This window comes from Alphaproteobacteria bacterium, assembly GCA_030740435.1.
Classification (GTDB): domain Bacteria; phylum Pseudomonadota; class Alphaproteobacteria; order UBA2966; family UBA2966.
This window is the reverse complement of record JASLXG010000007.1, coordinates 17,296-42,103: the sequence shown is the minus strand read 5'-3', so window position 1 is coordinate 42,103 and position 24,808 is coordinate 17,296. Positions and strand designations below refer to the sequence as shown.

25 protein-coding genes and 1 tRNA gene are annotated in these 24,808 nt (G+C 65.5%); 6 read left to right on the top strand and 20 right to left on the bottom strand.

What is annotated here, in order from left to right; translation table 11 throughout:
• Positions 1 to 131: 131 nt before the first annotated feature.
• From QGG75_00995 to glmM, 9 genes are all read right to left on the bottom strand, one after another.
• Positions 132 to 221 (bottom strand) — tRNA-Ser (locus tag QGG75_00995).
• 631 nt (positions 222 to 852) lie between these two features.
• The gene (locus tag QGG75_00990; protein ID MDP6065822.1) at positions 853 to 1,245 is read right to left on the bottom strand and encodes a c-type cytochrome domain-containing protein; all 393 of its coding nucleotides are present in this window, start codon (positions 1,243 to 1,245) and stop codon (positions 853 to 855) included.
• A gap of 36 nt (positions 1,246 to 1,281) precedes the next feature.
• Positions 1,282 to 1,908 carry a YeeE/YedE thiosulfate transporter family protein gene (locus QGG75_00985; protein ID MDP6065821.1) on the bottom strand — a complete coding sequence of 209 codons (627 nt, stop codon included), beginning with the start codon at positions 1,906 to 1,908 and terminating at the stop codon, positions 1,282 to 1,284.
• Between the two features lie 122 nt (positions 1,909 to 2,030).
• A complete protein-coding gene (locus tag QGG75_00980; protein MDP6065820.1) occupies positions 2,031 to 3,083 on the bottom strand; it encodes a tartrate dehydrogenase in 1,053 nt (350 codons plus the stop codon).
• On the bottom strand, positions 3,080 to 3,595 hold the full coding sequence (locus tag QGG75_00975; GenBank protein MDP6065819.1) for a GNAT family N-acetyltransferase: 516 nt from the start codon (positions 3,593 to 3,595) through the stop codon (positions 3,080 to 3,082). Before QGG75_00975 ends, QGG75_00980 begins: the two co-directional genes overlap by 4 nt.
• The gene (locus tag QGG75_00970) at positions 3,588 to 4,367 is read right to left on the bottom strand and encodes a PhzF family phenazine biosynthesis protein (protein MDP6065818.1); all 780 of its coding nucleotides are present in this window, start codon (positions 4,365 to 4,367) and stop codon (positions 3,588 to 3,590) included. The genes QGG75_00975 and QGG75_00970 overlap by 8 nt, the downstream gene beginning before the upstream one ends.
• 13 nt (positions 4,368 to 4,380) lie before the next feature.
• Positions 4,381 to 4,863 (bottom strand): PaaI family thioesterase, encoded by a 483-nt coding sequence (locus QGG75_00965; protein MDP6065817.1) that lies wholly within the window; start codon positions 4,861 to 4,863, stop codon positions 4,381 to 4,383.
• A gap of 10 nt (positions 4,864 to 4,873) precedes the next feature.
• Positions 4,874 to 5,677 (bottom strand): bifunctional hydroxymethylpyrimidine kinase/phosphomethylpyrimidine kinase, encoded by an 804-nt coding sequence (gene thiD / locus QGG75_00960; protein ID MDP6065816.1) that lies wholly within the window; start codon positions 5,675 to 5,677, stop codon positions 4,874 to 4,876.
• A 3-nt stretch (positions 5,678 to 5,680) separates the two neighbouring features.
• Entirely contained in the window at positions 5,681 to 7,045 is a 1,365-nt protein-coding gene (gene glmM, locus QGG75_00955; protein MDP6065815.1) for a phosphoglucosamine mutase, read from the bottom strand.
• 110 nt (positions 7,046 to 7,155) lie between these two features.
• Between glmM and QGG75_00950 the strand changes: the two genes are divergently transcribed.
• On the top strand, positions 7,156 to 7,908 hold the full coding sequence (locus QGG75_00950; protein MDP6065814.1) for a hypothetical protein: 753 nt from the start codon (positions 7,156 to 7,158) through the stop codon (positions 7,906 to 7,908).
• Between the two features lie 513 nt (positions 7,909 to 8,421).
• Here the strand turns inward: QGG75_00950 and QGG75_00945 are convergent.
• Genes QGG75_00945 through QGG75_00935 form a run of 3 tightly spaced genes read right to left on the bottom strand, consistent with a single transcriptional unit; the run spans position 8,422 to position 10,510 of the window.
• Positions 8,422 to 9,036: a thiamine pyrophosphate-dependent enzyme gene (locus QGG75_00945; protein ID MDP6065813.1), complete on the bottom strand. Its 615-nt coding sequence runs from the start codon at positions 9,034 to 9,036 to the stop codon at positions 8,422 to 8,424.
• Positions 9,033 to 9,578 (bottom strand): thiamine pyrophosphate-binding protein, encoded by a 546-nt coding sequence (locus QGG75_00940; GenBank protein ID MDP6065812.1) that lies wholly within the window; start codon positions 9,576 to 9,578, stop codon positions 9,033 to 9,035. Before QGG75_00940 ends, QGG75_00945 begins: the two co-directional genes overlap by 4 nt.
• Positions 9,575 to 10,510, bottom strand: a complete 936-nt coding sequence (locus QGG75_00935) for an N-carbamoyl-D-amino-acid hydrolase (protein MDP6065811.1) — start codon at positions 10,508 to 10,510, stop codon at positions 9,575 to 9,577. The genes QGG75_00940 and QGG75_00935 overlap by 4 nt, the downstream gene beginning before the upstream one ends.
• 110 nt (positions 10,511 to 10,620) lie before the next feature.
• Here QGG75_00935 and QGG75_00930 point away from each other — a divergent pair, with 110 nt between their 5' ends.
• Complete coding sequence (locus tag QGG75_00930; GenBank protein ID MDP6065810.1) at positions 10,621 to 11,358, top strand: sulfite exporter TauE/SafE family protein; 738 nt, start codon at positions 10,621 to 10,623, stop codon at positions 11,356 to 11,358.
• On the opposite strand, the gene QGG75_00925 is transcribed toward QGG75_00930, so the two are convergent.
• The 8 genes from QGG75_00925 to QGG75_00890 are packed head-to-tail and all read right to left on the bottom strand — an operon-like array spanning position 11,355 to position 20,611.
• A complete protein-coding gene (locus tag QGG75_00925; GenBank protein MDP6065809.1) occupies positions 11,355 to 13,178 on the bottom strand; it encodes an ASKHA domain-containing protein in 1,824 nt (607 codons plus the stop codon). The two genes, QGG75_00930 and QGG75_00925, sit on opposite strands and share 4 nt — an antisense overlap.
• Positions 13,175 to 14,047: a xanthine dehydrogenase family protein subunit M gene (locus QGG75_00920; GenBank protein MDP6065808.1), complete on the bottom strand. Its 873-nt coding sequence runs from the start codon at positions 14,045 to 14,047 to the stop codon at positions 13,175 to 13,177. The genes QGG75_00925 and QGG75_00920 overlap by 4 nt, the downstream gene beginning before the upstream one ends.
• Positions 14,044 to 14,511: a (2Fe-2S)-binding protein gene (locus tag QGG75_00915; GenBank protein MDP6065807.1), complete on the bottom strand. Its 468-nt coding sequence runs from the start codon at positions 14,509 to 14,511 to the stop codon at positions 14,044 to 14,046. Before QGG75_00915 ends, QGG75_00920 begins: the two co-directional genes overlap by 4 nt.
• Entirely contained in the window at positions 14,505 to 16,844 is a 2,340-nt protein-coding gene (locus tag QGG75_00910) for a xanthine dehydrogenase family protein molybdopterin-binding subunit (GenBank protein MDP6065806.1), read from the bottom strand. The genes QGG75_00915 and QGG75_00910 overlap by 7 nt, the downstream gene beginning before the upstream one ends.
• Positions 16,845 to 16,849: 5 nt before the next feature.
• Entirely contained in the window at positions 16,850 to 17,668 is an 819-nt protein-coding gene (locus QGG75_00905) for a DUF169 domain-containing protein (GenBank protein ID MDP6065805.1), read from the bottom strand.
• 19 nt (positions 17,669 to 17,687) lie between these two features.
• Complete coding sequence (locus QGG75_00900) at positions 17,688 to 18,389, bottom strand: B12-binding domain-containing protein (protein MDP6065804.1); 702 nt, start codon at positions 18,387 to 18,389, stop codon at positions 17,688 to 17,690.
• 49 nt (positions 18,390 to 18,438) lie between these two features.
• Positions 18,439 to 19,806, bottom strand: coding sequence for a monomethylamine:corrinoid methyltransferase (locus QGG75_00895; protein ID MDP6065803.1), 1,368 nt, complete (start codon positions 19,804 to 19,806; stop codon positions 18,439 to 18,441).
• Positions 19,807 to 19,828: 22 nt separating this feature from the next.
• Positions 19,829 to 20,611, bottom strand: coding sequence for an IclR family transcriptional regulator (locus tag QGG75_00890; GenBank protein ID MDP6065802.1), 783 nt, complete (start codon positions 20,609 to 20,611; stop codon positions 19,829 to 19,831).
• 154 nt (positions 20,612 to 20,765) lie between these two features.
• On the opposite strand from QGG75_00890, the gene QGG75_00885 reads away from it, so the two are divergent.
• From QGG75_00885 to QGG75_00870, 4 genes are all read left to right on the top strand, one after another.
• The gene (locus QGG75_00885; GenBank protein ID MDP6065801.1) at positions 20,766 to 21,620 is read left to right on the top strand and encodes an ABC transporter permease; all 855 of its coding nucleotides are present in this window, start codon (positions 20,766 to 20,768) and stop codon (positions 21,618 to 21,620) included.
• Positions 21,617 to 22,525, top strand: a complete 909-nt coding sequence (locus tag QGG75_00880; protein ID MDP6065800.1) for an ABC transporter permease — start codon at positions 21,617 to 21,619, stop codon at positions 22,523 to 22,525. Before QGG75_00885 ends, QGG75_00880 begins: the two co-directional genes overlap by 4 nt.
• An 82-nt stretch (positions 22,526 to 22,607) precedes the next feature.
• Positions 22,608 to 23,681, top strand: a complete 1,074-nt coding sequence (locus QGG75_00875; protein ID MDP6065799.1) for an extracellular solute-binding protein — start codon at positions 22,608 to 22,610, stop codon at positions 23,679 to 23,681.
• Between the two features lie 43 nt (positions 23,682 to 23,724).
• Positions 23,725 to 24,795 (top strand): ABC transporter ATP-binding protein, encoded by a 1,071-nt coding sequence (locus QGG75_00870; protein MDP6065798.1) that lies wholly within the window; start codon positions 23,725 to 23,727, stop codon positions 24,793 to 24,795.
• The last annotated feature ends 13 nt before the right edge of the window (positions 24,796 to 24,808 follow it).

Here is a 24,808-nt window from a genome sequence, read left to right as displayed (position 1 = left end):
CCGTTCGCCAGGATGCCAAATTTCAGCCAATTTTCGGTAAGAAGGGCTGTGCGGCATATGGGTTGTTTTATGGGTAGGTGCAGGGCGTACCTGAAAAAATTATTGTTTATCAATAGGTTGATACAAAAAACTGGCGGAGGGGGCGGGATTCGAACCCGCGAGGGGCGTGAACCCCCACACGCTTTCCAGGCGTGCGCCTTAAGCCACTCGGCCACCCCTCCAGGTGCAGGCGCGCAATATAAACCCGCGCCGGGCAATTGGAAACGCCGGCAGCGGTTGGCACTGGGGCAGGGCGATGGCCTTCAGGTCGTCCGCGGATCGAGGTAGGTCGAGCACACAGGGGGCGGAGCGGAACGACACGTCCGCCGTGAACCGGCGTCGCTTCGTGATCTCGTACTCCTCCGTCGTCCGGCGGAATACACCTTACCCTCCTGTCCGATTTTCCGGGACCACCTCAGAAACTGTTGAGACTAGAGCATTTCAAGATTGATCCCGGCCATCCGCTCCTCCTCCCAACCACCCATCAATGGTACCCTGTGGGTGGTTGGGAGGGGGAGCGGGTGGCCGGGCGATTCCAACAAAACTTGAAATGCTCTAGCGCGGGCCGCGTTGCCGCAGGACGATAGCGGCGGCCATTCGCTGGCCTGCCATCAACACCTTGCGGTAGCGGCCGGTGATGAATACGCGCCGACAAGTCAGCTTGGCCGAGATCGCCTCGGCGTGGATTGGCCCTGAAACTCACCTTCCTCCCCGCCAGGCAAGAACCTGCCCTTTTTCGGCAACATCTTGCCGTCCCTCCTCATGGAAGGTGGCGAGAACGTAGAAATGCGGGTTAATCATTCGGATTCGGTATCAGTTGTTCCGGGCGCCCTGGTCGACCCAGAATCTCAGAAGCAGCCGTTCGCACTTCGATAACCGCTTGCCCTCGTGGGGCATACGGGCCTTGGCACGGTGGTCGACCACCACGATCAGGTTGCTCGTGAAGGCACTTCGCGGCACCACCACGGGACCGTGCTTGGTTCCCGTCATCAGTCCCTCGTAGGTCCGGAGATCCAGGCCGCTCTGCTCGAAACCCTTGGTCCCGGGCTGATGGCATTCCAGGCACCTGAGTTCGAGGATGGGAAAAACATCGTCTTTGAAACTGACCGGCTCGGCGCGAGCCGCCAGGGGCCAGGCCAATACGAGTGCCAACGTCGCAAGAAGGCTGCGCCGCAGTTTTGGCAGCACATGGGATTTCATTTTCATACCAACCTCCATTGTTTGCGAAGCCGTCTCGGCAGCTCAGAAGACGGTGAAACGCTGGGTCGATTCGTTGTAGCGAACCAGCCCGTACCAGAGCAGCAAGAGGCCGAAGCTGAGCACATATGTGGCGCTCCAGCCGCCGGTCATGGCGGGCAGGAAAGCCTGGTAACCGACCTTGGTGGCCTCGACCAGGTCCAGGGTCATTTCCGTCGACATCACCTCCCAGCGCCGAAGCACGGCACTGAAGGTGGAGCCCGACCAGGCGAAAAAGAAGACCACGACCCAGAGCTTCAGGTGTCCCTCGCCCATGCGCCAAAGCGAGCCCGAGGCGCAGCCGCCGGCCAGGATCATGCCGACGCCGAAGACCGTGCCGCCGAGCAGCGAGCCCAGCCAGAAGGTCGCCGGAATGGCCAGATAGGGATCGATGATCTCCTTGGCGAACATCAGCGAAGCCAGCGGGACGCCCAGCGCCAGGGCCAGGATCACCGCCTTGCTCTGCTCGCCGTCACCGGTCATCAGGGGCTCGCGAATGGCCCGCGAGAAACAGAACCGCGAGCGCTGAAGAACGACGCCCAGCGCGAAACCGGCCGCGATGACGACGACCCTGCCGGCCAGCACATCATCGCCGCTGCGGTACCAAAGCGCGGCCCAGACCAGAACACCCAACCCTGCGATGTATGCGCGGGCAAGAGGTGCCGGCGGTGGAGATCAGCCGGCGGAGGGCGGGTCAGCCTCGTCCTGCCGAAAAAGGGGGCAGCGCCGGTGCAGGGGCAGAGGCAGGAGCGGGCTCAGATCCGCTCGGCGATCGCCTGGCCCACCTCTACCGTCGTCGCCTTGCCGCCCAAGTCCGGGGTGTGGGCCGAGCCATCCGCCAGTGTCGTTTCGATGGCGCCGACGATGGCCGCCGCCGCCTCGGCCTGGCCCAAATGCTCGAGCATCATGGCGCCCGACCAGATCTGGGCCACCGGGTTGGCCAGGCCCTGGCCGGCGATGTCGGGGGCGGATCCGTGCACCGGCTCGAACATGCTGGGCGCGTCGCCGGCGGGGTTGATGTTGGCCGAGGGTGCCAGGCCGATGCCGCCGACCACGGCCGGGCCCAGATCCGAGAGAATGTCGCCGAAGAGGTTGCTGGCCACCACCACGTCGAACCAGTCGGGGTGCTGTACGAAGTGGGCACAGAGGATATCGATGTGGAACTGGTCGGTCTCGATATCCGGGTGTTCGGCCGCCACGACGGAAAAACGTTCGTCCCAGAAGGGCATGGTGTGGATGATGCCGTTGGATTTGGTGGCTGAAGTGACCTTTTGCCGGCGCCCCTGCGCCAACTTGAAGGCATACCGCATGATGCGGTCGACGCCGCGCCGGGTGAAGATCGACTCCTGGACCACCGTTTCGGCCTCGCTTTCGGCATAGAGCCGACCGCCGATCTGGGAATATTCGCCCTCGACGTTTTCCCGCACGATGACCATGTCGATTTCGCCCGGCGCCCGGTCGCGCAGGGGCGAGCGCACACCGTCCAAGAGCCGCACCGGGCGCACGTTGGCGTACTGGTTGAAGGCCCGGCGGATGGGGATCAGCAGGCCCCACAGCGAGACGTGGTCGGGCACGCCGGGATAGCCCACCGCGCCGAGGTAGATGGCGTCGCAGGTGGCCAGCGTTTCGATGCCGTCCTCGGGCATCATGCGGCCGCTTTGCGGATAGTCCTGGCACGACCAATTGAATTCCCGCCAGGCGAAGTCGAGGCCGAAGCGCCGGCCCGCCGCTTCGAGTACGCGGATGCCCTCGGGCACCACCTCGCGGCCGATGCCGTCGCCCGGGATGACGGCGATCTTGATGGTCATGTTGCGGGGGGCTTCTCGAGGTTCAATTCGAAATGCTTGAGTTCGGCCGGGCCCTGGTTGTAGTTGGCGATGGGCCGGAAGCCAAGCGCCCGGTAAAGCGCCGTGGCCGTGATCATCGAGGGCATGGTGTCGAGGCGCATGGCCTGGTAGCCGAGCTCACGGGCCCCATTGATCAGCGCTTCCGTTAGGCGCCGGCCCAGCCCCAGGCGGCGAAAGTCCGGCCGGGCGTAAAGCCGCTTCATCTCGCAAATGCGGCCGCCGCCAGCTTGGGATTCGAACCTGAGGCCGATGGCTCCGGCGGCGCTGCCATCGACCCGGGCCAGCAGCAAGAGCCCGTCCGGCGGCCCATACATTCCGGGGAAAGTCTCCATCTCGCGGTCGAAATCCTGAAAGCAGAGGCTGAAATCGAGGGATTGGGCGTACTCCAGAAACAGCGCCTTGACCTCGGCCTGGTCGTCTGGGCTTCGGGCCCGGATGATCTCGACGCTCAGTGCCGGTTCGGCCTCAGACATCGATCTCGCCCTGCAGGAAAAAGGCGCATTGGCCGGCGATCTTGATGCGCGCACCCTGGTCCCGGCACCAGAGCTCGCCGCCCCGGGCCGAAAGCTGGCGGGCATGAAGCTCGCTCTGGCCCAGGCGCGCCGACCAGTAGGGCACCAGCGTGCAGTGCGCCGAGCCCGTCACCGGGTCCTCGGGAATGCCATAGCGGGGGGCAAAAAAGCGCGAGACGAAATCGCAGTCCGAACCGGCCGCAGTGACGATGAGGCCGCGCCGGTCGAGCTGCGCCAGCGCCGCGAAATCGGGCTCGAGCGTGCGCACCGCCGCCTCGTCGGCCAGCAGCGCAAGATAATCGTCGGCCCCCAGCACGGCCTCGGGCTCGATCCCCAGGCCCGCCACCAGGGCCGGCGGCGGCGCCACCGGCTGGCCCGGCAGAGCGGGGAAATCCATCACCAGCCGCTCGCCCTCGCGCTCCACCTGAAGCGTGCCCGAACGGGTTTCGAAGGCCAGCTTTTCCAGTCCCGGCTCGAGCCGGCTGAAGATCAGATGCGCCGTCGCCAAGGTGGCGTGGCCGCAGAGATCGACCTCGGCCGCCGGCGTGAACCAGCGCAACTCGTAGCGCCCTTCACGGCCGACGAAGAAGGCGGTCTCGGAAAGATTGTTCTCGCTGGCCACGAATTGCATCAGGTCGTCGCCCGGCCAGGTCTCAAGCGGGCAGACGGCGGCCGGATTGCCGGCGAAGACGCGGTCCGTGAAGGCGTCGATCTGGTAGAGCGGAATTTTCATGGCGCTTCCCCCTTCAGGCTCCGACCATGCAGCTCGTGGTGCCGTGCGCGTAAAGCTTGCCCGCGGCATCCAAAAGCCGGCCCTCGGCCGTGCCGGCGCGGCGGCCGACGTGGATGGCCCGGCCCTCGGCCCGCACCAGCCCGGTGGCCGGGCCCAGCGGCCGGATGTAGTTGATCTTGAGTTCGATGGTGGTCCACGGCGTGCGGTCCCTAAGCGAAGTGGCGATGGCGCAGTACATGGCGGCATCCAGCAGCGTCGCGGCATAGCCGCCGTGGGCGTAGCCGTTGGGGTTGCAGTGCTGCTCACCAGGCCGGCCGGTGACCACGGCGCGGCCTTCCTCGACCTCGAGGATCTCGAAGCCCATGAGGCGGCCGATGGGCGCCTGGGGCAGCTCGCCGGCCGCCACGGCGCGGAAGATGTCGAGGAAGCTCATGTCGGCGGGAAGCTCGGCATAGGCCGCCGGGTCGTCCCAGCTGATGGTCAGGCTGCGTTCCATCGCTCCGCTCTCACGAGGTCTCGGGATTCATGGTGTGGCCGTGGTCGAGCGGGCCGTGGCCGGCGCCCAGGCCCGGCGCTCGAAGGATGGCCTTGTGCACGTATGCGCGAGCCCGGGTCACGGCGGCCTCGAGCTCGAGTCCCTGGGCCAGGCCGACGGCTAGGGCCGAGGCCAGCGTGCAACCGGTGCCGTGGGTGTGGCGGCTCTCGATGCGCGGGGACGAAAAGCGCTCGAAGCCGACCTTGGTGACCAGAATATCGCTGACCACATCGCCCTCCAGATGGCCGCCCTTCATCAGTACGGCCTCCGGCCCCAGCTCGCAGAGCTTGGTTCCGGCCTCGGCCATGGCGCCTTCGTCGGCGATCTTCTGGCCGCACAGCACCTCGGCCTCGGGCAGGTTGGGGGTGAGCAGCGTGGCCCGGGGCAGCAGCTCCTGGCGCAGCGCCGCCTCGGCCTCCTCGAGCAACAGCCGCGCCCCTCCCTTGGCCACCATCACCGGATCGACCACCAGCGGCACCGCCGGCGCCCGGGCCTCGAGGCAGGCGACCACGGTGGCGATGACGTCGGCCGAGTGCAGCATGCCGGTCTTGATGCAGTCGGCGCCGATGTCGGCCAGCACGACCTCGATCTGTTGCGCGATGAAGGCGGGCGGCACCTCGAAGATGCCATGCACGCCGGTGGTGTCCTGGGCCGTCAGCGCGGTTACCGCGGTGGCGCCGTAGCCGCCCAGCGCGGTGACGGTTTTGAGGTCGGCCTGCAACCCGGCACCGCCCCCGGAATCGGAACCGGCGATGATCAGCACGCGGCCCTGCACGGCCTACTCCGCGCTGCCACCGCCGGCGCCGTTGGCGGCGGCGACGGCGGCGATCAGGTCGTCGACCACGGCCTCGATCAGCACCTCGTCCTCGCCCTCGGCCATCACCCGGATCAAGGGCTCGGTGCCCGAGGGCCGCACCAGCAGCCGGCCCGACGTTCCCAGCCGAGCTTCGGCCGCGGCCAGGGCCGATTTGACCCCGCTGTCCTCAAGCGCCTGGCCGTCGCTGCGCACGTTCTTGAGGCACTGGGGCAGGGGCTCGAAGCGGCGCAGCACCTCGGAGGCCGGCCGTTCGGCCTCGACGATCACGGTCAGAGCCTGCAGCGCCGCGATCAGGCCGTCGCCGGTGGTGACGTAGTCGCTGAGCACGATATGGCCCGATTGCTCGCCGCCCAAGTTGAAGCCCTGGCGGCGCATCTGCTCGACGACGTAGCGGTCGCCGACCTGGGTGCGAACGAGATCAAGCCCCAGCCCCTGGAGATGGCGCTCGAGGCCGAGATTGGACATCACCGTGGCGACGACGCCGTTGCCCGCGAGCTTGCCGCTCTCTTGCCAATGCGCCGCGATCAGGGCCATCAACTGATCGCCGTCGATCAGTTCGCCGTGTTCGTCGGAGAGCACCAGGCGGTCGGCGTCGCCATCGAGCGCCACGCCGAGCTGGGCGCCATGGGCCACCACCTGGCTGGCCATGGCCTCGGGGTGGGTCGAGCCGCAACCCTGGTTGATGTTGAAGCCGTCGGGCGCATAACCCATCGCCACCACCTCGGCGCCCAGTTCCCAAAGCACCGTGGGAGCCACCTTGTAGGCGGCGCCGTTGGCACAATCGATGACGATCTTGATGCCGTCCAGCGTGCGCCGGCGGGGAAAGGTGCCCTTGACGAATTCGATGTAGCGGCCTTCGGCGTCGTCCAGCCGCTGGGCCCGGCCGAGCCGGTCGGGTGCCGCCAGGCCTTCGTCCAGGCGGTCGTCCATGTGGGCCTCGATCTCCAACTCGACCTCGTCCGAGAGCTTGTAGCCGTCGGGCCCGAAAAGCTTGATGCCGTTGTCCTGGTAGGGGTTGTGGGAGGCCGAAATGACGACGCCGAGATCGGCCCGCAGCGAACGCGTCAACATGGCCACGGCCGGCGTCGGCAGGGGACCGGCCAGGGTGACGTCCATGCCGACGGCGACGAAGCCGGCGGTCAGCGCGGGCTCCAGCAGATATCCCGAAAGCCGCGTGTCCTTGCCGATGACGACGCGGTGGCGGTGGCTGCCACGAATGAAACGCCGGCCCGCCGCCATGCCGACGCGCAACGCCACCTCCGCCGTCATGGGATGGCGGTTGGCCGTGCCGCGGATGCCGTCGGTGCCGAAATAGGCGCGGGTCATGGCTGGTTTTAACCCATACGCGGCGTCAAGGGAATCATCGCCGTCAACGCCACGTTGCCCGAGAGCCCAGGAAACGGCACAATTGGCGAAACGGACAGGGAGTTCCGGCCATGACTTGCGCGATTTCGCTTCGCCGCCGGTCCGCGCTGCGGCTGGCGGCCGTATTTTCCGGCCTGGCTATCTGCCTGGTGGCCCCGGCCGCCGGTGCCCAGCAGCAACTGGCGGTCGACATCTATTCCCAGTTCACCTACGTCAAGAAGGGCTTTCCCCTGAGGTTGGCGGCTGGCCATAGCATTGCCATCGGCCTCGCCGGCAAGCCCTACGAGAAACTCAAGCGCCAGCCCAAGTACCTCTCCAAAAAGGTGCTGCATGGCTTCCTGCCGCTGGGCAACGGCCAGGACCGGCGCATCAGCTTCGTGCTCGACGACCTCGACAACCAGACCTGGTCGGTCTGGGTCGACCGCAACAACAACGAGGACTTGACCGACGACGGCGGCCCCATCCGCAACCAGGGCACCGGCAAGATGGCGGCGGCCTTCGACGTCATGATCGACGTGGCCGGCCCGCGCAGCGTCGCCCAGCGGCCCTACCGGGTGTGGTTTTTCGTCAACCAAAGCGGCGGCAAGAACTGGCCGCGCTTCTATGCCCAGTGCTACTACGGCGCCTGGATCCGCATCGGCGCCGAACGCTACCAGGCCATCGCCTTCGAGAGCCGCGGCCACGATGGCCTGTTCAAGAACGACGGCCTGTGGATCGACCTCGACCACGACGGCAAGCTGGACAAGAGCAAGGAACACTTCGCCGATGGCGCCAAAGTTACCTTCGGCGCCTATACCTACAAGCTCAAGCTGGCGTATCCCTGAAGCGGATCTCGTCCGAGATCCGCTTCAGGATTCTTGTCGCTCACGGCGGCTCCGCTCCGCTCCGCTGCCTGCGCGGGCGCGCCGCAGTAGCGGCTGGTCGCGTTGCTCCCGTTGCACTAATACCAAGCAGCAAAAACCAAACTTTGCGATCGGCGCTAAGCCGCCCCCCGCATGGGGCTAAGGGATGCACACATCTTCAAGGGCGCAGCCAGTTGAAGCACGGGGAATTGACCACAGAGGCACAGAGGCACAGAGATTTGCCAAGAGGCCAATGGCGTCGGTCGCCTGGCCGGTGTTATCGCCAAGGAAGAGTCTTGATACCTGCATCGCTAGGGCAGTGTCCGGCAAAAAGACAGCTGAGAGCCGGTGGCTCATGAAGATTCCGCCACGGCGCGCCCTGAAAACTCTCTCTGTGCCTCTGTGCCTCTGTGGTCAATTCCCCGTGCTTCAACTGGCTGCGCCCTTGAAGATGTGTGCATCCCTTAGCCCCATCAAGGGGGAGGGGCAAAAAAATTAGCTCCCTCCCTCCTTGTGGGGGAGGGCCAGGGTGGGGGGGGACGGCGCCTCGGCCTGCAGCGCCTGACGGAACTCTTGCTGCTGCTCCAGGCTGTGCAGGGTGGAGAAGTCCATCGGGTAGGCCTCGCCTTGCTCGACCTTGAGATCGACGAAGACCGGTCCCGTTTCGGCGATGATGCCGCCGGCCGCGGCTTCCCAGTGATAGAGATTTGCCACCTCGTGGACGCTCCGGTAACCGGCCGCCCGGGCCAGGTCGGCAAAATTGACCACGCCCTGGCCCGGTATGGGGTGGCCGCCATTGGCCTCGTAGGTGCCGTTTTGGCAGAGGATATGGACCAGGTTGCTCGGCGCCGCGTTGGCGATGGTCACCAAACTGCCCAGGTTCATCAGCAAGCTGCCGTCACCATCGAGCACGATGACGCGCTTGTCGGGCCGACCCAGGGCGAAACCGAGCGCGTGGGACGAGGCCTGTCCCATGGCTCCCGTCGAAAGGAAATTCAACGGTCCCGGTTTGATGACCTGCCATTCGAAAGCGGCCTGATAGGCGGCCACGACGATCTCTCCATCGTGGTGCCGGGCCAGGATCTCGAGGCAGTGGTCACGCCGCATCATGGCCCCGGGCTCCGGCCGATCAGCATCACAACGGGGTGCGAGGCCTGGTAGGCGGCTTGGATGGCGGGCTCGATGCGGGCCACGTCGGCGGCCTCGTCGATCAACAGGTGGCGCACCTCCATGACGTCGAGAATGGGCTCGACGATTCTGACGCCATATCTCGCGGACTGGGCCGGCGGCACGCCCTCTTCCTTGCCTTGCAGCCCGACCATGAGGCAGATCGGCAGGTGGTATTCGACGGCGATGGCACGCAGCGCATTGAGCGAATCGAGCAGCCCGGTTTGCTGGATCAACAGCAGCGCCCGGCGCTGGCAGTAGCTCAGCGCGGCACAGATCGAGATACCCTCGTCCTCCTTGCAGACCCGCACCAAGCGAATACGGGGATGATCGGCGAGCGGCTTCAGCACGTTCTCGCTGGTCACGATATCCGGGAGCGCGACGACGAATTCGACACCGCTGGCCTCGATGGCGGCAATGATCTCGGCGCCGCTGGAGGCAGTGCCCGTGGCGCCGCTGGAGGCAGTGCCCGTGGCGCCGCTCATGGCGGCGGCTCGGCGCCGGTGCGCTCGGTGATCAAACCGTAGTGTTCGATGCGCCGGTGGCGGGCAAAATCGAAAATGGTTTCCTTGCCGAAACGAGTGGCGTCGAGATCGCAATCCGCCACCACCAGCTCGTCGCCGAGCGTGCGGCACTGGGCCACGATCTCGCCCGTCGGCGCGATGATGGCGCTGCCGCCCATCAACTCATGTCCGTCCTCGTTGCCGGCCTTGGCCACGCCCACCACCCAGGTCGAATTCTGGTAGGCCCCGGCCTGCATGCTGAGGAGATTATGGAAGGCGCGCAGGTGCGGCGCCTCGTCGGACTGGGAATTGGTCGCTGGCGTGTTGTAGCCCAGCAGCACCAACTCGACACCTTGCAGCCCCATCACCCGATAGGTCTCGGGCCAGCGCCGGTCGTTGCAGATGCACATGCCGACGATGCCGCCCAGCGCCCGCCACACCGGAAAGCCCAGGTTGCCGACCTCGAAGTAGCGTTTTTCCAAATGCTGAAAGTCGCGCTCGGGATCATATTCGGCATGACCCGGCAGGTGGATCTTGCGGTACTTGCCGACGATCTCGCCACCGGCGTCGACCAGAACGGCCGTGTTGAAGCGCTGCTGCTCGCCCTCTTCGACGGTCATTTCGGCGTAGCCAAGATGGAACGCCAGGCCGAGTTCGCGGGCCGCGGCAAACAGGGGTTCGGTTTCGGGGCCGGGCATGGCCGCTTCGAACCAAGCGTCGATTTCATCCTGGTCCTGGCTGTACCAGCGGGGAAAAAATGTCGTCAGCGCCAGTTCGGGGAAAACGATCAGCTGGCAGCCCTTGGCACTGCCCTGGTGCATCAGCGCCAACAGGCGCTCGACCACCTGGGCCCGGCTTTCGGCCTTCTGGATGGGCCCGAGCTGGGCCGCGCCGATGGTGATGACGCGTGACATGAGATTCCTTCCGCTGGTTGGCCTGTCGAGCCAATGGTGACAGCCAGAGCGCTTTTCGGCAACTCGCCATGCCTTGCCGGCGACGGCTTTCGCGGCTAGACCCTTCGGCCATGGCTCCGTTGCCCGAGATCTTCAGTCTGCAGTTTGCCCTGGCGGCGGCGGTCGTCGCCCTGGCCGGTGTCGTTCGCGGCTTCGCCGGTTTTGGTGGCGGTCTGGTCATGATCCCCTTCCTGGCGCTGCTTTACGCCCCACCGACGGCGGTGGCCGTGGCCATGCTGTCGGGCCTTTTTGGCGGCCTGCAGATGTTGCCCTGGGCCTGGCGGCGGACCACCTGGGGTGAAGTGCTGCCGCTCTCGCTGATCTCGGCCCCGGTCACGCCGCTGGGCACCGTGCTGCTGGTCAGCGGCGATCCCCAGATGATGCGCAAGGTTATCGGCGGCATCGTGCTGGCCCTGGCCGTGGTGCTGCTGCGGGGCTGGATCTACCGTGGCCGGCGCAGCCTGGCGACGGCCGCCGTGGCCGGCGGCATCGCCGGTCTGATCAATGGCCTGGGCGGGGTCGGCGGGCCGGTGGCGTCGCTCTATCTACTGGCCTCTGGCGAGCCGGCCGAGGTGCAACGCGCCAACATCACCATGATTATTACCCTCTTCACGTTGTTCATCTTCGCCCCGCTGGCCTTGAGCGGTGCCATCTCCCCGAGCCAAGCGCTGCAGGGCCTGATGTTGACGCTGCCCTTTTCCCTCGGCGTCCACTTGGGCTCGCGCATGTTCCAGCATGTTCCCGAGCTCTACCGCCGCGGATCGCTGGTGATCGTCTTCATCTCCGGCCTGACGGCCTTATTGAGCTAGCTTGGAAATGCCGTGGCGGCCAGGAAAATATCCTGGAATTCGAGATGGCCGGCCAGCGGCACATGGCGGACGGCGCTGGCGATGTCGTCGGCACGGCGGCGCTCGGTTTCCGAGAGCAGCGCCATCTGGGCCCCCAGTCCGGCCGCATTGGCGACGTAGCGCACCCTCTCCGCCGCCAGGTCGGGGATCAGGCCGACGCGGCGCACGCTCTGCAAATCGAGATAGTTGCCGAAGGCACCCGAGAGCAAAAGTTCGTCGATCCCATCGTCGGCCACGCCCAGCACAAGCTGCAAGGTCTGGATGCCGCTCAGGATGGCCGATTTGGCCAGTTGGATCTGGCGGATATCGCCCTGGCCGAGGACGATATCCCGCTCGTTGCCGGCGTCGGCCGCCGCCAGCAGCAGAAACTCGGGTATGCCGCGCTCATCGGCCCGCAGTCGAGCCTGCAGCGGCGGCGGCAAATCGTCCCGCAGCGGCATGCGGCCGTTGGCCTCGATGATGCCGGCGTCGAGCAGCACGGCCAGGGCGTCGACCAGGCCCGAGCCGCAAAGCCCCAGCGCCGGCGCGCCGCCGATGGTGCGCAGCAAGAGGTCGCCTTGCTCAAGCGTCACCCGGTCGATAGCGCCCAATGCGGCACGCATACCGCAGCGCACCTGGGCACCCTCCAAGGCCGGCCCGGCCGGCGACGAACAGGCCACCAGGCGGCCCCCGAGGCTCATCACCATCTCGGCGTTGGTGCCGATGTCGACGGCCAGCCGCACGCCGTCCTGCCGGTCGAGCCCGGTGGCCAGGATCATGGCGACGCTGTCGGCACCGACGAAACCGGCCACCAGCGGCAGGGCACAGAGCCGGGCGCCGGGGTTGACCTTGAGGCCGACCTCACGGGCAGCGCATACATAAGCGCGACGCAGCGCCGGGGCGTAGGGCGCCTGGCCGAGATGCGTGGGATCGATGCCCAGCAGCAGGTGATGCATGCAGGTGTTGCCCACGGCGCTGACTTTGTAGATCTCCGTGGCCGCGACTTGGGCTTGCTGGCAGGCCTCGCCGATCAGTTCGTTGAGGTAGCGCATCAGGCGCGAGCGCAGGCGCCGGGTGTTGCCCGGCTCCTGCATGGCGAAGGCGATGCGCGACATCAAATCGCCGCCGTAGACGGTCTGGGGATTGAGGCCCGAGACCGTGGCCAGGTTCTCGCCGCTGTCGAGGTCCATGAGGTAGGCGACCACCGTCGTCGTACCAACATCGAGAGCCAGGCCGAGCGTGGTCCGGCGATCGCCGGGCTCGAGCGCGATGAGGCGGCCGCCAAAGCGCCTCGCCGTAACGCCGTCGGAGCTTTCGCGCAGCGCCGCCGGCAAGGCGCGCAGGGTATCCAGAGCCAATGTCGCCTCGCCGTCCAGGGACTGGAGAAGTGCTTCCAGGTCCGAGGTCTGGTGATTTTCCTCGTCCGGAAGCCGGGGCCGGACGAAATCCCGCGCCACGCCGGAATCGAGCTCCAGCCGGCCCGTGACGGCGGCCGTATCGCTGAGGATCTGGAAAGCGCTTTCGGCCAAGGGCGGCGCAATCTGCAGCTCGACCTCGCCGCTCAGGGTGAACTGGCAGGCCAGGCGGTAGCCCTCGCCGACCTCGTCGTCGCCCAACTGCACCAGATCGGATATGCCGGCCGGCGGTGGCGAGCCCTTGAGCACCTTGACGCGGCAGGAGCGGCAGCGGCCACGGCCGCCGCAGGTGGCGACGATGTCGATGCCGGCGCGCTGGGCCGCCGCCAGCACCGTCTCGCCGGCTGTGGCCGGGACCGGGCGCTGGGCACCGGCGAAGCGGATCATGGCTGGCTGGTTTGCTCGAAGGCCTGGGCCAGGCAGCGGCGCAACCAGACCCGGGTCATCTGGCGCCGGTAATCGGCCGAGCCCTGGCTGTCGGAGGTGGGGTCGCATTCCCCGACCGCGGCCTCGGCGGCGGCGGCGATGCTGTCGGCGTTGACGGCCTGGCCGCGCAACACGGCCTCGGCGGCATGGGCTCGCAACGGCGCCGGACCGACGCTACCCAGGCCAATAGCCAAGTCGGCGCAGCTGCCGTCGGCGGCGGGCACCACGGAGACGGAGACGGTGACGAGCGCGAAGGCCTCGGCCGAAGTAGTGGTGAATTTGTGGAAGACGTGGCGACTGCCGGCGGCTGCGGGCGGCACCTCGATGGCGGTCAAGACCTCGTCGTCGGCCCGTTCCGTGTCGAAGAATCCCTTGAAGAAGCTATCGAGCGCCAGGCGCCGCTCGCCGCCCGGCCCCTGCACCACGGCCTCGGCGCCAAGGGCTATAAGGGCCGGTGCCGGGTCGGAAGCGGAATCGCCATGCGCGATGTTGCCGCATAGCGTGCCCATGTTGCGGATCGCCGGCGAGCCCACCCGGCCGCAAGCCTGGGCCAGCATGGGGGCAAAATCGCGCACCAGGCCTGAGCGTTCGATTTCACGGTGCGTAACCATGGCGCCGAGCCGCAATACGCCATTGCTTTCAAGGCGGCGCAATTCGGGGATCTCGGTCAGGCTAAGCAAGGCCTGGGGCCGTACCAGGCGTTCGCGCAACATGACCACGACGCTGGTGCCGCCAGCCACGGGCAGGCCGTCTTCGCCGTATTCCCCCACCAGTTCGACCAGTTCCTCGACGCTGGTGGGTGCCCGGTAGCTGAACTTGGGTAGCGTCATTGGCCTTGTCCCGCCGCCACCACGGCCCTGACGATGCGCGTGTAGCCGGTACAACGGCAGAGGTTGCCGACCAGGGCCTCGCGTACCTCGTCCTCGTTGGGCGTGGGATTTTCTTCCAACAATTCGGCCGAGCTCAAGAGCATACCGGGCGTGCAAAATCCGCACTGCACGGCGCCCTGGTCCATGAAGGCCTGTTGCAGGCGGTGCAGCTTGCCGTCCTGCTTCAAACCCTCGACGGTGGTCACCGAACGGCCGTCGGCCCGCACCGCCAGGCTGAGGCAGGCGCGCACCGTGACACCATCGAGCAACACCGTGCAGGCACCGCAGACGCCTTGGCTGCAGCCGTCCTTGGTACCGATCAGGCCAAGCTCGTCACGCAACAGGCGCAACAGAGTCCAGTTGACCGGCACGTCGACTTCGTAGGGCCTGCCGTTGACCGTGAAGGCGACCGTTTGTTTCACGATTTCGTCTCCTGACTATCCCGCAACTCCTGCAACGCAGCCAGCACCTTTTCCGGCGTGATCGGCAGGCTGGTGAGGCGGGCACCGGTGGCGTTGAAAATGGCGTTGGCGATGGCCGGCGAGGTCGGCGCCAGCACCGGCTCGCCCAGGCCCTTGGCGCCATAGGGACCTTCCTCGTGTTCGGCCTCGACCAGGATGGGCACGATCTCGGGCACGTCCCGGGCGGTCGGGATCTTGTATTCGGCGAAGGTCGGGTTGGTCACCACGCCTTGTTGCACGATCATCTCCTCGTGCAGGGTGGCGCCCACGCCCTGGGCCACGCCGCCTTCGATCTGGGCCTCGGAATCGGCGGGATTGATGGCCTTGCCCAGGTCGTGGGCGGCGACGATGCGCAACAGCTTGACCTGGCCGGTTTCAGCATCGACTTCGACGTCGGCGACTTGGGTGGCATACATCCAAAAGGCCGAGACTTTGGGGCTCTGGCCGGTTTCCATGTCGGGCGCCTGGGCTTTAGGCGGAATGAACGTACCGTGACCCTGGATCGAGCTGCCGCGGGGTCCGAACTTGCGCCGGATGATTTCGGGCGAATCGAGGAATTCGTTGGAGCCCTTGATCCACACCGCGCCGTCGCGGAACTCGAGGTCCTCGACCGGCCGCGCCAGCATCGGCGCCGCCAGCTCGCAAACCTGCCGCATCAGGTCGTCGCAGGCGATGATGACGGCGTTGCCCATGTGGAAGACCGAACGGCTGCCGCTGGTCGACTGGTCGTAGGGCGTGTATTCGGTATCGGGCGCACCGATGGAGATGTGCTCGAAGGGAATACCCAGCTTTTCGCCGATGAATTGGCGCAGCACGGTATAGAGTCCCTGGCCGATCTCCAGCGAGCTGCACAAGAGATTGACCGAGCCATCCTGCTGCATCTTGACGATGGCCGTCGAGTGGGTCGGCGTATAGGTCAGCTTGTGCATGGTGGCGATGCCGCGGCCGCGCAGCAGATAGGGGCTGGAAGACTTTGCCAGGGGCTGGCCGTAGCCCGCCGCCTCGGTGGCCCGGGCCAGGGTCTCCTTGACGCCGACACTGGTGCGCAGCACCTCGCCGGTGCAGGTGGTATCGCCGAGCTCGAAGAGGTTCCGGCGCCTGAGTTCGGCCGGGTCGATGCCCAGGCGCCCGGCGATCATGTCCATCTGGGATTCGTGGGCCCAGGTCAGTTGCGGCACGCCGTAGCCGCGAAAGGCGCCGCCCAGGGGATTGTTGGTATAGACGCAGTAGCTGTCGACCCAGACGTGGTCGAAGCGATAGGGACCGGTGCCGCTGAAGCTGCCGTTGCGCGACACCAGCGGCCCGGTGTCGGCATAGGCGCCGGTATTGAAGACGGCGGTGATCTTGCGCGCCACGAAGGTTCCGTCGCGCTTGACGCCGGTCTTGAACGTGAGATGCACCGGGTGCTTGGCCACGCAAGCGGTGAATTCCTCGACCCGGGTGAAGGCGTGCTTGACGGGCTTGCCCTCGGTGTGCAGCGCCAGCGCCACGGCCACCGGTTCGGGACGCAGGTAGAGCTTGGAGCCGAAGCCGCCGCCGATGCCGGTGCAGATCACCCGCACCTGGGTGTAGGGCAGATCCAGCGCCCCGGCCATGTCGCGCACGAAGTTGTAGGGCGCCTGGCTGTTCGACCACAGAGTCACCTTGCCGTCGGCCGCCACCTGAGCGATGCCGACGTGGGTCTCCAGCGGCGCGTGCTGGATGTACTGGGTGGTGAAGACGTCTTCGTAGATCTCTTCCGATTCCGCGAACCCCTGCTCGATATCGCCGCGCCGGATCTTGGTGTGGTTGATGATGTTGCTGTCCGGGTAGCGCGTGAACACCGGCTCGAGGTGATAATCGGCAATGTCTTCGTGCACCAGCGGCGAGCCCGGCTGCATGGCGGCCAGGGGATCGAAGATGCCCTCGAGTTCTTCGTATTCGACCTCGATCAGGTCGATGGCCTCGCGGGCGATCTCCTCGCTGATGGCGGCCACGGCGGCCACCGGCTCGCCGGCATAGCGCACCTTGCCGCGCGCGATGAAGGGCTCGTCGCGCACCGCCGAGCCGAACAGGTAGGGCGCATCGTCGCCGGTGACGACGACGCGCACGCCCGGCAGCTTGGCCGCTCTGCTGGTATCGATCGCCAACAAGTTGGCGTGGGCATAGGGCGAGCGCAAGGCCTTGGCATAAAGCATGCCGGGCAAAGTGAAATCGGTGCCGTAGATCCACTGGCCACTGACTTTTTCCAGTGATTCGGCGCGGCCGATGTTGTGGCCGACATAGCGTCGGCCGTCGCTGGGGGCGTTCTCGTTCATGGCGCTCAGGCTTCGGGAATGGCGCCGGGCGAGCGCTGCACGGCGATCTCTTCCTCGGAAGCGACGTGCGGCGTACCCACCGGCTCGGCCAACAGCTTGACCAGATCGGGGCGCCGGCTGAGCAGCAGCTCAAGGTTCTCGACCACGTTCTCGAGTTTCTCGAATGGAATGCCGAAGAACAGTTCCTCGGGCTTGGCCTGGACGAACTGGCGGAAGCCGAAGCAGCCCAGCGTGAAGCAGGTCTCGCCCGTCATCAGCGGCTTGGCCATGGCCATCGAGCAGGCCGAAGGGCCGGTGCTGCCGTCGACCAGGCCGCCGGCCTCGTAGATCGCGGCGCGGCTGAGAAAAACCCCGGCCTTGGCGGTGCAGAAGACGTTGACGATGCCGCCGCCACTACGATTATCGAAGGGAAAATCGCCGAGCGGCCCGAACACCATGTATTTGATGGTGCCGGTGGGCACCACGTAATAGTGCTCGAGCGTGCGGCGAAAGGCCACCGGCGTGCGGAAGATGGAGCGGCCCTTGTCGGGATAGTCGCCGCCCGGCCACTCGCCCGAACCGAGCCCCTCGAAAGCCGGCTTGAAGCCCAGGTAATAGCTGCCGTTCTTGCAGTCCGCATGGCTTTCGGCGTCGGTGTAAAAGACCCGGCCCTCGAAGCGTGCCACGTCGAGGAACTGGCAGCCCTTGAGCGAGCCCTCGAAACGTTGCACGCCTTCAGGCTTGTGCGTCGCCCAGAGCACGCCCACGGGCGGTGTTTCCAGATTGAGCGCATTCATCAAGCGGCCGGACAAATCCTTGAAGTTGATCTGCAAATCGGCTGGCATGTTGCTTCTCCTTTAGGCCTCAGGCGCTGGCCGCCTTTTTCTTGGCGTCGACCAGTTCGATGGCCTTGGCACAGGCCTGATAGGCGTCACCGCCCCAGCCGTCGGCATCGATCTTCTCGACCCATTCTACGGTTGTCGGCGCGCCGCCGACCATGACGATGTAACGTTCGCGCAAATCGGTGGCGGCCAGGAATTCGACCAAATCGCGCTGGATCGGCATGGTCGTCGTCATCAGGGCCGACAGGCCGATGATGTCGGCGTTGTTCTGTTCGGCCGCCTCGATGAAACGGTCGGGCGAGACGTTGGTGCCCAGGTCATGCACCTGGAAGCCGTTGGCCGCCAAGATGTTGCCGACGATGGTCTTGCCGATGTCGTGCAAATCGCCCTTGACGGTGCCGATGACGACGGTGCCCCGGGGCTCCCAGCCACCCGCGGTGGCCTGGAACATGGGGATGACGATGGCCATCGCCGCCTTCATGGCGTTGGCCGCCATCACTGCCTCGGGCAGGAAGATCTCCATGCGGTCCCAGGCGTCGCCGATATGTTTCATGGCGGGCACCAGCGCCTGATCCAGGATGGTGCTGGGCTCGAGCCCCTGGTCCGCCGCCTTTTGGGTCAACTCGGCGCACCGCTCGTCCTCACCTTCGATGACGCATTCTCGGATCTCATCAAGCAGGGTTTGGGTTGCGCTGTCGTTTGCCGCCGCTGTTTCGCTGGCCATTGTCCATTTCCTCTCGTTGATCGTCGTCGTTTGCCGGGTAGGGCTGTCTTCAGGTCACGAAGGGAATGCCCTCACTGGCCAGCTCATCCTTCATGCGCTTGTAGTGGTCGACGGTTTCCGGCAGGGGCTGCCGGGTTTCCAGGTCGTAAAGTTCGGGGAAGGTCTTGCCCAGATCCTGGTCGGGCAACAGCTTGTCCTCGTATTTTTCGTTGAACTTGAGGCAAAGCTCGTTGGCCTTCTCGCGCGACATGCCGGCCACGCCCAGGCAGACCTCGGCGATGAGGTGCGAATCCAGCGGATTGGCCCGGTTCAACTTGCCGCCGCCGGCAAAGCCGATGTAGCTGGGCTGGAAGCCCGAAGCGAGTGCGCCCAAAGCCCAGGCGGTGGACTCGTAGATGCAGAGCTTGGTGAAGGGGCCGTGGCGGGTGAACAGCTGGGTGAAGCTGACGAAATTGGAATTGCGGAAAATGGCCTGGCCGCTGATGTTGATGGTCCACAGCGTATCGCGATGGGTGCTGTTGACGCCCATCATATTGAGCGGGAAGGAGACGAAATATTGTGTCTTCGAGGTCAGGGCGCCGAGGAACCAGTAGGCCACGTTGACCACTGCCGAGGTTTCGGGGCCACCCGCCATGCCGCCCAGAATGACCGAAAACAGCAGCCCGATGTTGGCATTCCAGTCCTGCAGGAAGGCGGCCTTGGTCAAGCGGTCGGGATCGAGGCGCAGTTCGGAAACCGGCGCCACGTAGTAGCCATCCGTGGGATTGAGGTGGCGGGCCGCGGCCAGCATGCCGATGGCCTCGACGCCGCAGGGCGTCTGATTGAGCACCGGCATGCCCGGCCGGCCGACGCGGCGCCGCGCTTCGCGGTGCATCTGGGCAATGCGCGAGGCGCCGTAGTATTCGGTAGCATCACCGACACCGATCTCGACGCCGTCCACCACCGAAAGCGTGGGCGCATTGATGACGTCGCACAAGGGGTCGGAGAGGTAGGCCTCGACCATGGGATAGTAGACGTCCTGGCTGACCGCCCAGGTGGCGTAGGTTGTCCACAGGATGGGCCGGCTGGGATCTTCGATCTTGCGTTGCTTGATAACCCGCGCGTCGCGGCCCTCGCCGACATGCACTTCGGAGGGCGCAAACTCCAGGGCTTCGTTCAGCTCGGCCTGGGTGAATTCGATCACCCGGTTGTTCTCGATGACGAATGCGCCAACCTCGAGAAACAATTCCATGCCGGCCTGAAACAGCCGGTCGGCCATGGCGTCGTCGCTGGGCACTGGCGCATCGCGGTCGATCTTGATGTCGTATTTCTTGACCATCTCGCGGGCCTTGGGCACCAGCCGTTTGAGGTCGAAATCCTCCTCGCGCATGATCGGCCCGTGTTTGGAACGCCGAACCACCTCCCAGATCCCCACCATCTCGTTCTTCCTCCTTGCTTGCTTACCGCCCAGCGGGCGGAGGTTTGTTGTGAAGTTTGCCGGCGCCGCGCCATCCGAGATCGCCGGAAATCGCCTGCGCCGTCGTGCGGCACATGTGGCGAAGTGTTTTGACCACCGATTTCTGCAGCCGCGATTCCAGGCAGAGCACGCTGACCGAGGCCACCACGAGGCCTTCATGACTGAATATCGGCGCCGACACCGAACCGGCGCCGGAGACGCGTTCACCGATGGTATGGGCCGTGCCGAGCTGGCGGATCTCGGCCAGATCGCGGCCTATTTTCCGCCGCTGGCGCGCTTCCAGGCCGGCCGCGTCGAATGCCGCGCCGACCTCGTCCTCCGACATATAGGCCAGCATGGCCTTGCCCGCGGCGCCCACGTGCAAGGGCAAGGGCCGTCCCAGATCGACCACGAAGCGGATCTCGTGCGAGGTGTCGAGACGCTCGACCGCCACCCGCTCCAGCCCATCCTTGAGGTTCAGGCTGACGGTTTCGCGCGAACGCTCACGCAGCGCCCTGAGATGGGGCAGCGCCAGCGTGCGCACATCGATCCGGTTGAGCCATTCCGCGGTCAGACGCAAAAGGCCATAGCCCAGCGTATAGCGCCGGCTGCTAGGCCGCACGCGCACCAGGTCGGCCTCGCTGAGCGACGACAGCAGCCGATGCGTCGTACTCTTGCCGAGCTGGACCCGCTGGGCAACCTCGGTCACCCCCATACCGTCACTGTCTTCCGACAATACCTTGAGGACGCGGGCGGCCCGCTCGACGGCGCGGATTTGTGTCGACATCTCGTTCCACCTGATGGAACAAATGTACCAATTTCTGCACGATCATAATCAAGCCGCTGTTGACCCGTCAAGACATTCCCCTCCAGAATACCAACAAGCAGGTTAGGGATATGGTCCAAAAGCCTGCAATGGGAGCGGTACGGGGAGGTACGAGGTGAGGGCACGCTGGGGGCTTTTGCTGCTGCCGCCGTTCGTCGTGGCCTTCGTGCTCATGGCGGGTTCGCAGTTCATTTTCCTCAAGGGCAGCTTCTATCGCGACCTCGGACTGGGGCGCATCGGCGAGACCCTGGAGATCGCCAACTACCTGCGATTTTTCTCCGACACCTTTTATCTGCGATCGCTCTGGCTGACCGTCGAGGTAGCCGGGCTGGCCACCATCTTCACCCTCTTGATGGGCTATCCGGTGGCCTATGTCATCGCCCGCATGCGCTCGCGCCTGGCCATGATCATGCTGGCGGCGATCGTTTCCTCGACCTTCATCACCATCGTCATCAAGGTCTTCGGCCTGATCATCATCTTTGCCGCCGACGGCTGGGTGAACCGCTTTTTGTTGTGGAGTGGCCTTCGCGACGACCCCTTCACCGTCATCGGCAACGAAGCCGGCGTGGTGGTCGGGCTGTTGCACTTCTCGCTGGGCTTCGGCGTGCTGCTGCTCTACTCCGTGGTGCAGACCATCCCGCGCTCGCTGGAAGAGGCGGCGCAGGTACTGGGGGCCAGCCGCATCCGCATGTTCTGGCGCGTCGTGCTGCCACTCAGCCTGCCCGGCGTCACCATCGGCGGCCTGATGATCTTCAACATGTGCATGGGGGCCTTCACCTCGGCCGCGCTGTTGGGCGGCGGCCGCGTTTTCACGCTGCCGGTGCTAATCCAGCGCACCGTCATCATGGAGGCCAAATATTCCATGGGCGGCACCCTGGCGGCGGTGCTGTTGGTCGCCGTCATTCTTATCAACCTGTTGTCCGTGATCGTCTTCCGGCGCTTGCGGGCGACGCGGTTCGTGATCACATGACGGCCCCGGGTTCGAGTGCCGATGTGCTGGCACCCCCCCTGGCGCCCCTCTCCGCCAAGCAAAAACCCTGGACCCGCCCCGGCTTCATCTTTGCCCGCCTGCTCACCGTGACCTGGTGCGGCGGCGTCTATCTCTTCCTGCTGGCACCGCTGGTGGTCATCGCCGGGGCCTCGCTGCACGAGGGCTCGGCCTACGCCGTGATGGTCTTCCCGCCGCAGGAACCGACTTTCAAGTGGTACCTGGAGATTTCCGAACAGCTCTACGACGCCCTGGCACTAAGCCTCGGCCTGGGTGTGTTGACGGCGGTGGTCTCGGTGCTGCTGGGCGTGCCCGCGGCGCTCGGCCTGATCCGCAGCAACCTGCCGGGCAAGGCCTTTCTTTCGACCTTCTTCCGCATCCCCTTGCAGATCCCCTCGATCGTCATCGGCATTTCGTTCTTGCACCTCTATTACGCCATCGGCCGGGGCACCGGCTGGTACCCGACGGGCACCTTCCTGGGCATCGCGGTGGGCCATTTCTTCCACGCCACGCCTTATGTCATCGGCACCACGGCGGCCGTGCTGCAACGCTTCGACACCGGCCTCGAGGAAGCCGCCCTCAGTCTCGGTGCCAGCCGCTGGCGCACTTTCCGCTGCGTCACCATGCCGGTCATCGCGCCGGGCATCTATGCCGGGGCGCTTTATTCCTTCATGGTTTCGTTCGGCGACGTGCCAATTTCCATCTTCCTCACCACGCCGGGCTTCACCACCTACCCGGTGGAGCTTTTCTTCGGCATGGAGAACGACTTCGATCCATCGATCCTGGCGTCGGCGACGCTGGTGATCATCTTCTCGCTCGGCGTCATGTTGCTGGTGCAACGCATCGTCGGCCTCGAGACCTTGCTCGCCTCAAGCGACGGCCGCTGAGAGACCGGGCAATCGGTGGCACTGTGCCATCTTGATAGGAGTAGTAGTAAAGCAAATCAAATTCTTTGACAGGGAGGAAAGCATGAGTACTTGGACCACGACCAGACTTGCGCAAGCGGCTCTTTTCACGGCCGCCGTGACATTGGCCGGCGGCAGCGTCGCCGCCGGATCGCTCGACGGCGCCAACCTCAGAATCGGCACCTGGGGCGGCCCCTGGCAGAAGATCCAGAAGGAACTGTTGGTGCCCAAGATGGAAGCCATGGGCGCCAAGGTGACCTTCGTCTCGGGCAGCCCGCCGGCCAACATGGCTAAGCTGATCGCGGCGCGCGGCGGCAAGGCGCCCATGGACTTGATGGAAATCCTCGACGCCATCGTGCCCAGCATGCGCGACGGCGGTTTCCTGCAACCCATCGACGTATCGCAGATCCCCAACGTCAAATACCTCGCCAAAGGCAAGGTCGATGACCTGATGGTCTCGCATTGGACCACCCAGGAGGGCATTTGCTACAACGAAGCCAAGTTCAAGGAGCTCGGCATTCCGGCACCCAAGACCTACGCCGACCTCAACCATCCCAAGCTGGTCGGCCGCTTGCAGATCCCCGACATCGTCTCGGGCGGCGGCCTCTCCGCGGTGGCCGGCTTCGCCTTGGCCAACGGCGGCGGTATCGACAACCCCAGCCCCGGCATCAAGGCCATCGCCAAGCTCAAGGCGTTGAAGTTCTGGAAGCGCGGTGCCGAGGCCTTGACCCAGCTCAAGTCGGGCGACATCTACGCCGCCGTCATCCACGCCGGCTGGTGCGTCCGCGCCGTCAATGCCGGCATGCCCGTAGCCGCGGCGCACCCGGTGCTCAACAGCCAGTACACAGGCCTCGTCAAGCAGGGCCTGTGGGGCATCATCAAGGGATCCAAGAACGCCAAGGCGGCGCACGCCTACATCAACCTGTTCCTCGATACCGACTTCCAACGCACCTTCGCCAAGAATCGCGGCGTGGTGCCGGAAAATCTCGAGTCGGTAAAGGACCTGGCCAGTGACGCCACACTGAAGAAGATCATGATCCTCGATCCGGCCCAGATCGCCAGGATGTATCGGCCCGACTTCAGCACGGCCAACATCAGTGCCTGGATGGACGAGTGGAACCGCACCGTCGCAAGATAGCGGCGGCTCAGGTTTCCCGGGGCGTCAAGAGGAGAGAGGTTGCATGTCGAGTGTAAAATTCGTACGGGTCAGCAAGTCCTATGGTCCCGTCCAGGCGCTGCAATCTCTGGATCTCGATATCGAGGAGGGTGAGTTTCTCACCCTCCTCGGTCCCTCGGGCTGCGGCAAGACCACGACGCTGCGCCTGATCGCCGGCTTCATCACGCCGAGCGCCGGTGACATCTATCTCGGCGAGGCCGAGATCACCCATCTACCACCGCAAAAGCGCGACGTGGGCATGGTTTTCCAGGACTATGCCCTGTTTCCCCATATGACCATTTTCGACAACATCGCCTTCGGCCTGACCGAACGCGGCGTCGACAAGGCGACCATAGCCAAACGCGTGGCCGAGCTCTTGGACCTGGTGCGGCTGCCCGAAGTGGCCGAGCGCTATCCGGCCCAGATGAGCGGCGGCCAGCAACAGCGCATCGCCGTCGCCCGGGCCGTCGCCTACACGCCCAAAGTGCTGTTGATGGACGAGCCGCTGGGGGCGCTCGATCTCAAGCTGCGCGAGAGCATGCAGATAGAACTGCGCCGCATCCAGCAGGAGCTGGGCATCACGGCGGTCTACGTCACCCACGACCAGTCCGAGGCCATGAGCATGTCCGATCGCATCGCGGTCATGAACCTCGGCCTTTTGGAACAAGTCGGCTCGGCCAAGCAGATCTACGACAACCCGGCCACCCAGTTCGTCGCCGACTTCGTCGGCCAGATCAATTTCCTGCCGGCCGAGATCCTCGGCTCCGAGGGCGATTTCGTCGCCGTCCAGGTGCTGGGCCAGCGGCTACAGGTACCGCTCAGCCCCGAGACCCCGACCAGCGGCAACGCCCAGCTGGCGATCCGGCCCGAGCGGCTGCATATTGAGGCCTCCGGCAGCGCCGGCGAGGGCCGCCAGGGCCTTGGCGGCAGCGTCAGGGATATCCAATTCGCCGGCAATCTGCTGCGCATTTTCATCGCCGTCGGCGACGACCACGACCTCGTCATCGAAAGCCGGCCCAAGGAGGTCAGCGCCGAAATCGGCGCCAACGTCGTGGTTTCCTGGGATCTCGGCGACGCCCGCCTGCTCGCCGGCTGAGGCAGCAGGGGAG

Coding starts and splice junctions, on each gene's coding strand:
- QGG75_00990 (MDP6065822.1), bottom strand. CDS start 1,245: ATGAAAATGAAATCCCATGTGCTGCCAAAACTGCGGCGCAGCCTTCTT.
- QGG75_00980 (MDP6065820.1), bottom strand. CDS start 3,083: ATGACCATCAAGATCGCCGTCATCCCGGGCGACGGCATCGGCCGCGAG.
- QGG75_00975 (MDP6065819.1), bottom strand. CDS start 3,595: ATGTCTGAGGCCGAACCGGCACTGAGCGTCGAGATCATCCGGGCCCGA.
- QGG75_00970 (MDP6065818.1), bottom strand. CDS start 4,367: ATGAAAATTCCGCTCTACCAGATCGACGCCTTCACGGACCGCGTCTTC.
- QGG75_00965 (MDP6065817.1), bottom strand. CDS start 4,863: ATGGAACGCAGCCTGACCATCAGCTGGGACGACCCGGCGGCCTATGCC.
- glmM (MDP6065815.1), bottom strand. CDS start 7,045: ATGACCCGCGCCTATTTCGGCACCGACGGCATCCGCGGCACGGCCAAC.
- QGG75_00950 (MDP6065814.1), top strand. CDS start 7,156: ATGACTTGCGCGATTTCGCTTCGCCGCCGGTCCGCGCTGCGGCTGGCG.
- QGG75_00945 (MDP6065813.1), bottom strand. CDS start 9,036: ATGATGCGGCGTGACCACTGCCTCGAGATCCTGGCCCGGCACCACGAT.
- QGG75_00940 (MDP6065812.1), bottom strand. CDS start 9,578: ATGAGCGGCGCCACGGGCACTGCCTCCAGCGGCGCCACGGGCACTGCC.
- QGG75_00935 (MDP6065811.1), bottom strand. CDS start 10,510: ATGTCACGCGTCATCACCATCGGCGCGGCCCAGCTCGGGCCCATCCAG.
- QGG75_00930 (MDP6065810.1), top strand. CDS start 10,621: ATGGCTCCGTTGCCCGAGATCTTCAGTCTGCAGTTTGCCCTGGCGGCG.
- QGG75_00925 (MDP6065809.1), bottom strand. CDS start 13,178: ATGATCCGCTTCGCCGGTGCCCAGCGCCCGGTCCCGGCCACAGCCGGC.
- QGG75_00920 (MDP6065808.1), bottom strand. CDS start 14,047: ATGACGCTACCCAAGTTCAGCTACCGGGCACCCACCAGCGTCGAGGAA.
- QGG75_00910 (MDP6065806.1), bottom strand. CDS start 16,844: ATGAACGAGAACGCCCCCAGCGACGGCCGACGCTATGTCGGCCACAAC.
- QGG75_00905 (MDP6065805.1), bottom strand. CDS start 17,668: ATGCCAGCCGATTTGCAGATCAACTTCAAGGATTTGTCCGGCCGCTTG.
- QGG75_00900 (MDP6065804.1), bottom strand. CDS start 18,389: ATGGCCAGCGAAACAGCGGCGGCAAACGACAGCGCAACCCAAACCCTG.
- QGG75_00895 (MDP6065803.1), bottom strand. CDS start 19,806: ATGGTGGGGATCTGGGAGGTGGTTCGGCGTTCCAAACACGGGCCGATC.
- QGG75_00890 (MDP6065802.1), bottom strand. CDS start 20,611: ATGTCGACACAAATCCGCGCCGTCGAGCGGGCCGCCCGCGTCCTCAAG.
- QGG75_00880 (MDP6065800.1), top strand. CDS start 21,617: ATGACGGCCCCGGGTTCGAGTGCCGATGTGCTGGCACCCCCCCTGGCG.
- QGG75_00875 (MDP6065799.1), top strand. CDS start 22,608: ATGAGTACTTGGACCACGACCAGACTTGCGCAAGCGGCTCTTTTCACG.
- QGG75_00870 (MDP6065798.1), top strand. CDS start 23,725: ATGTCGAGTGTAAAATTCGTACGGGTCAGCAAGTCCTATGGTCCCGTC.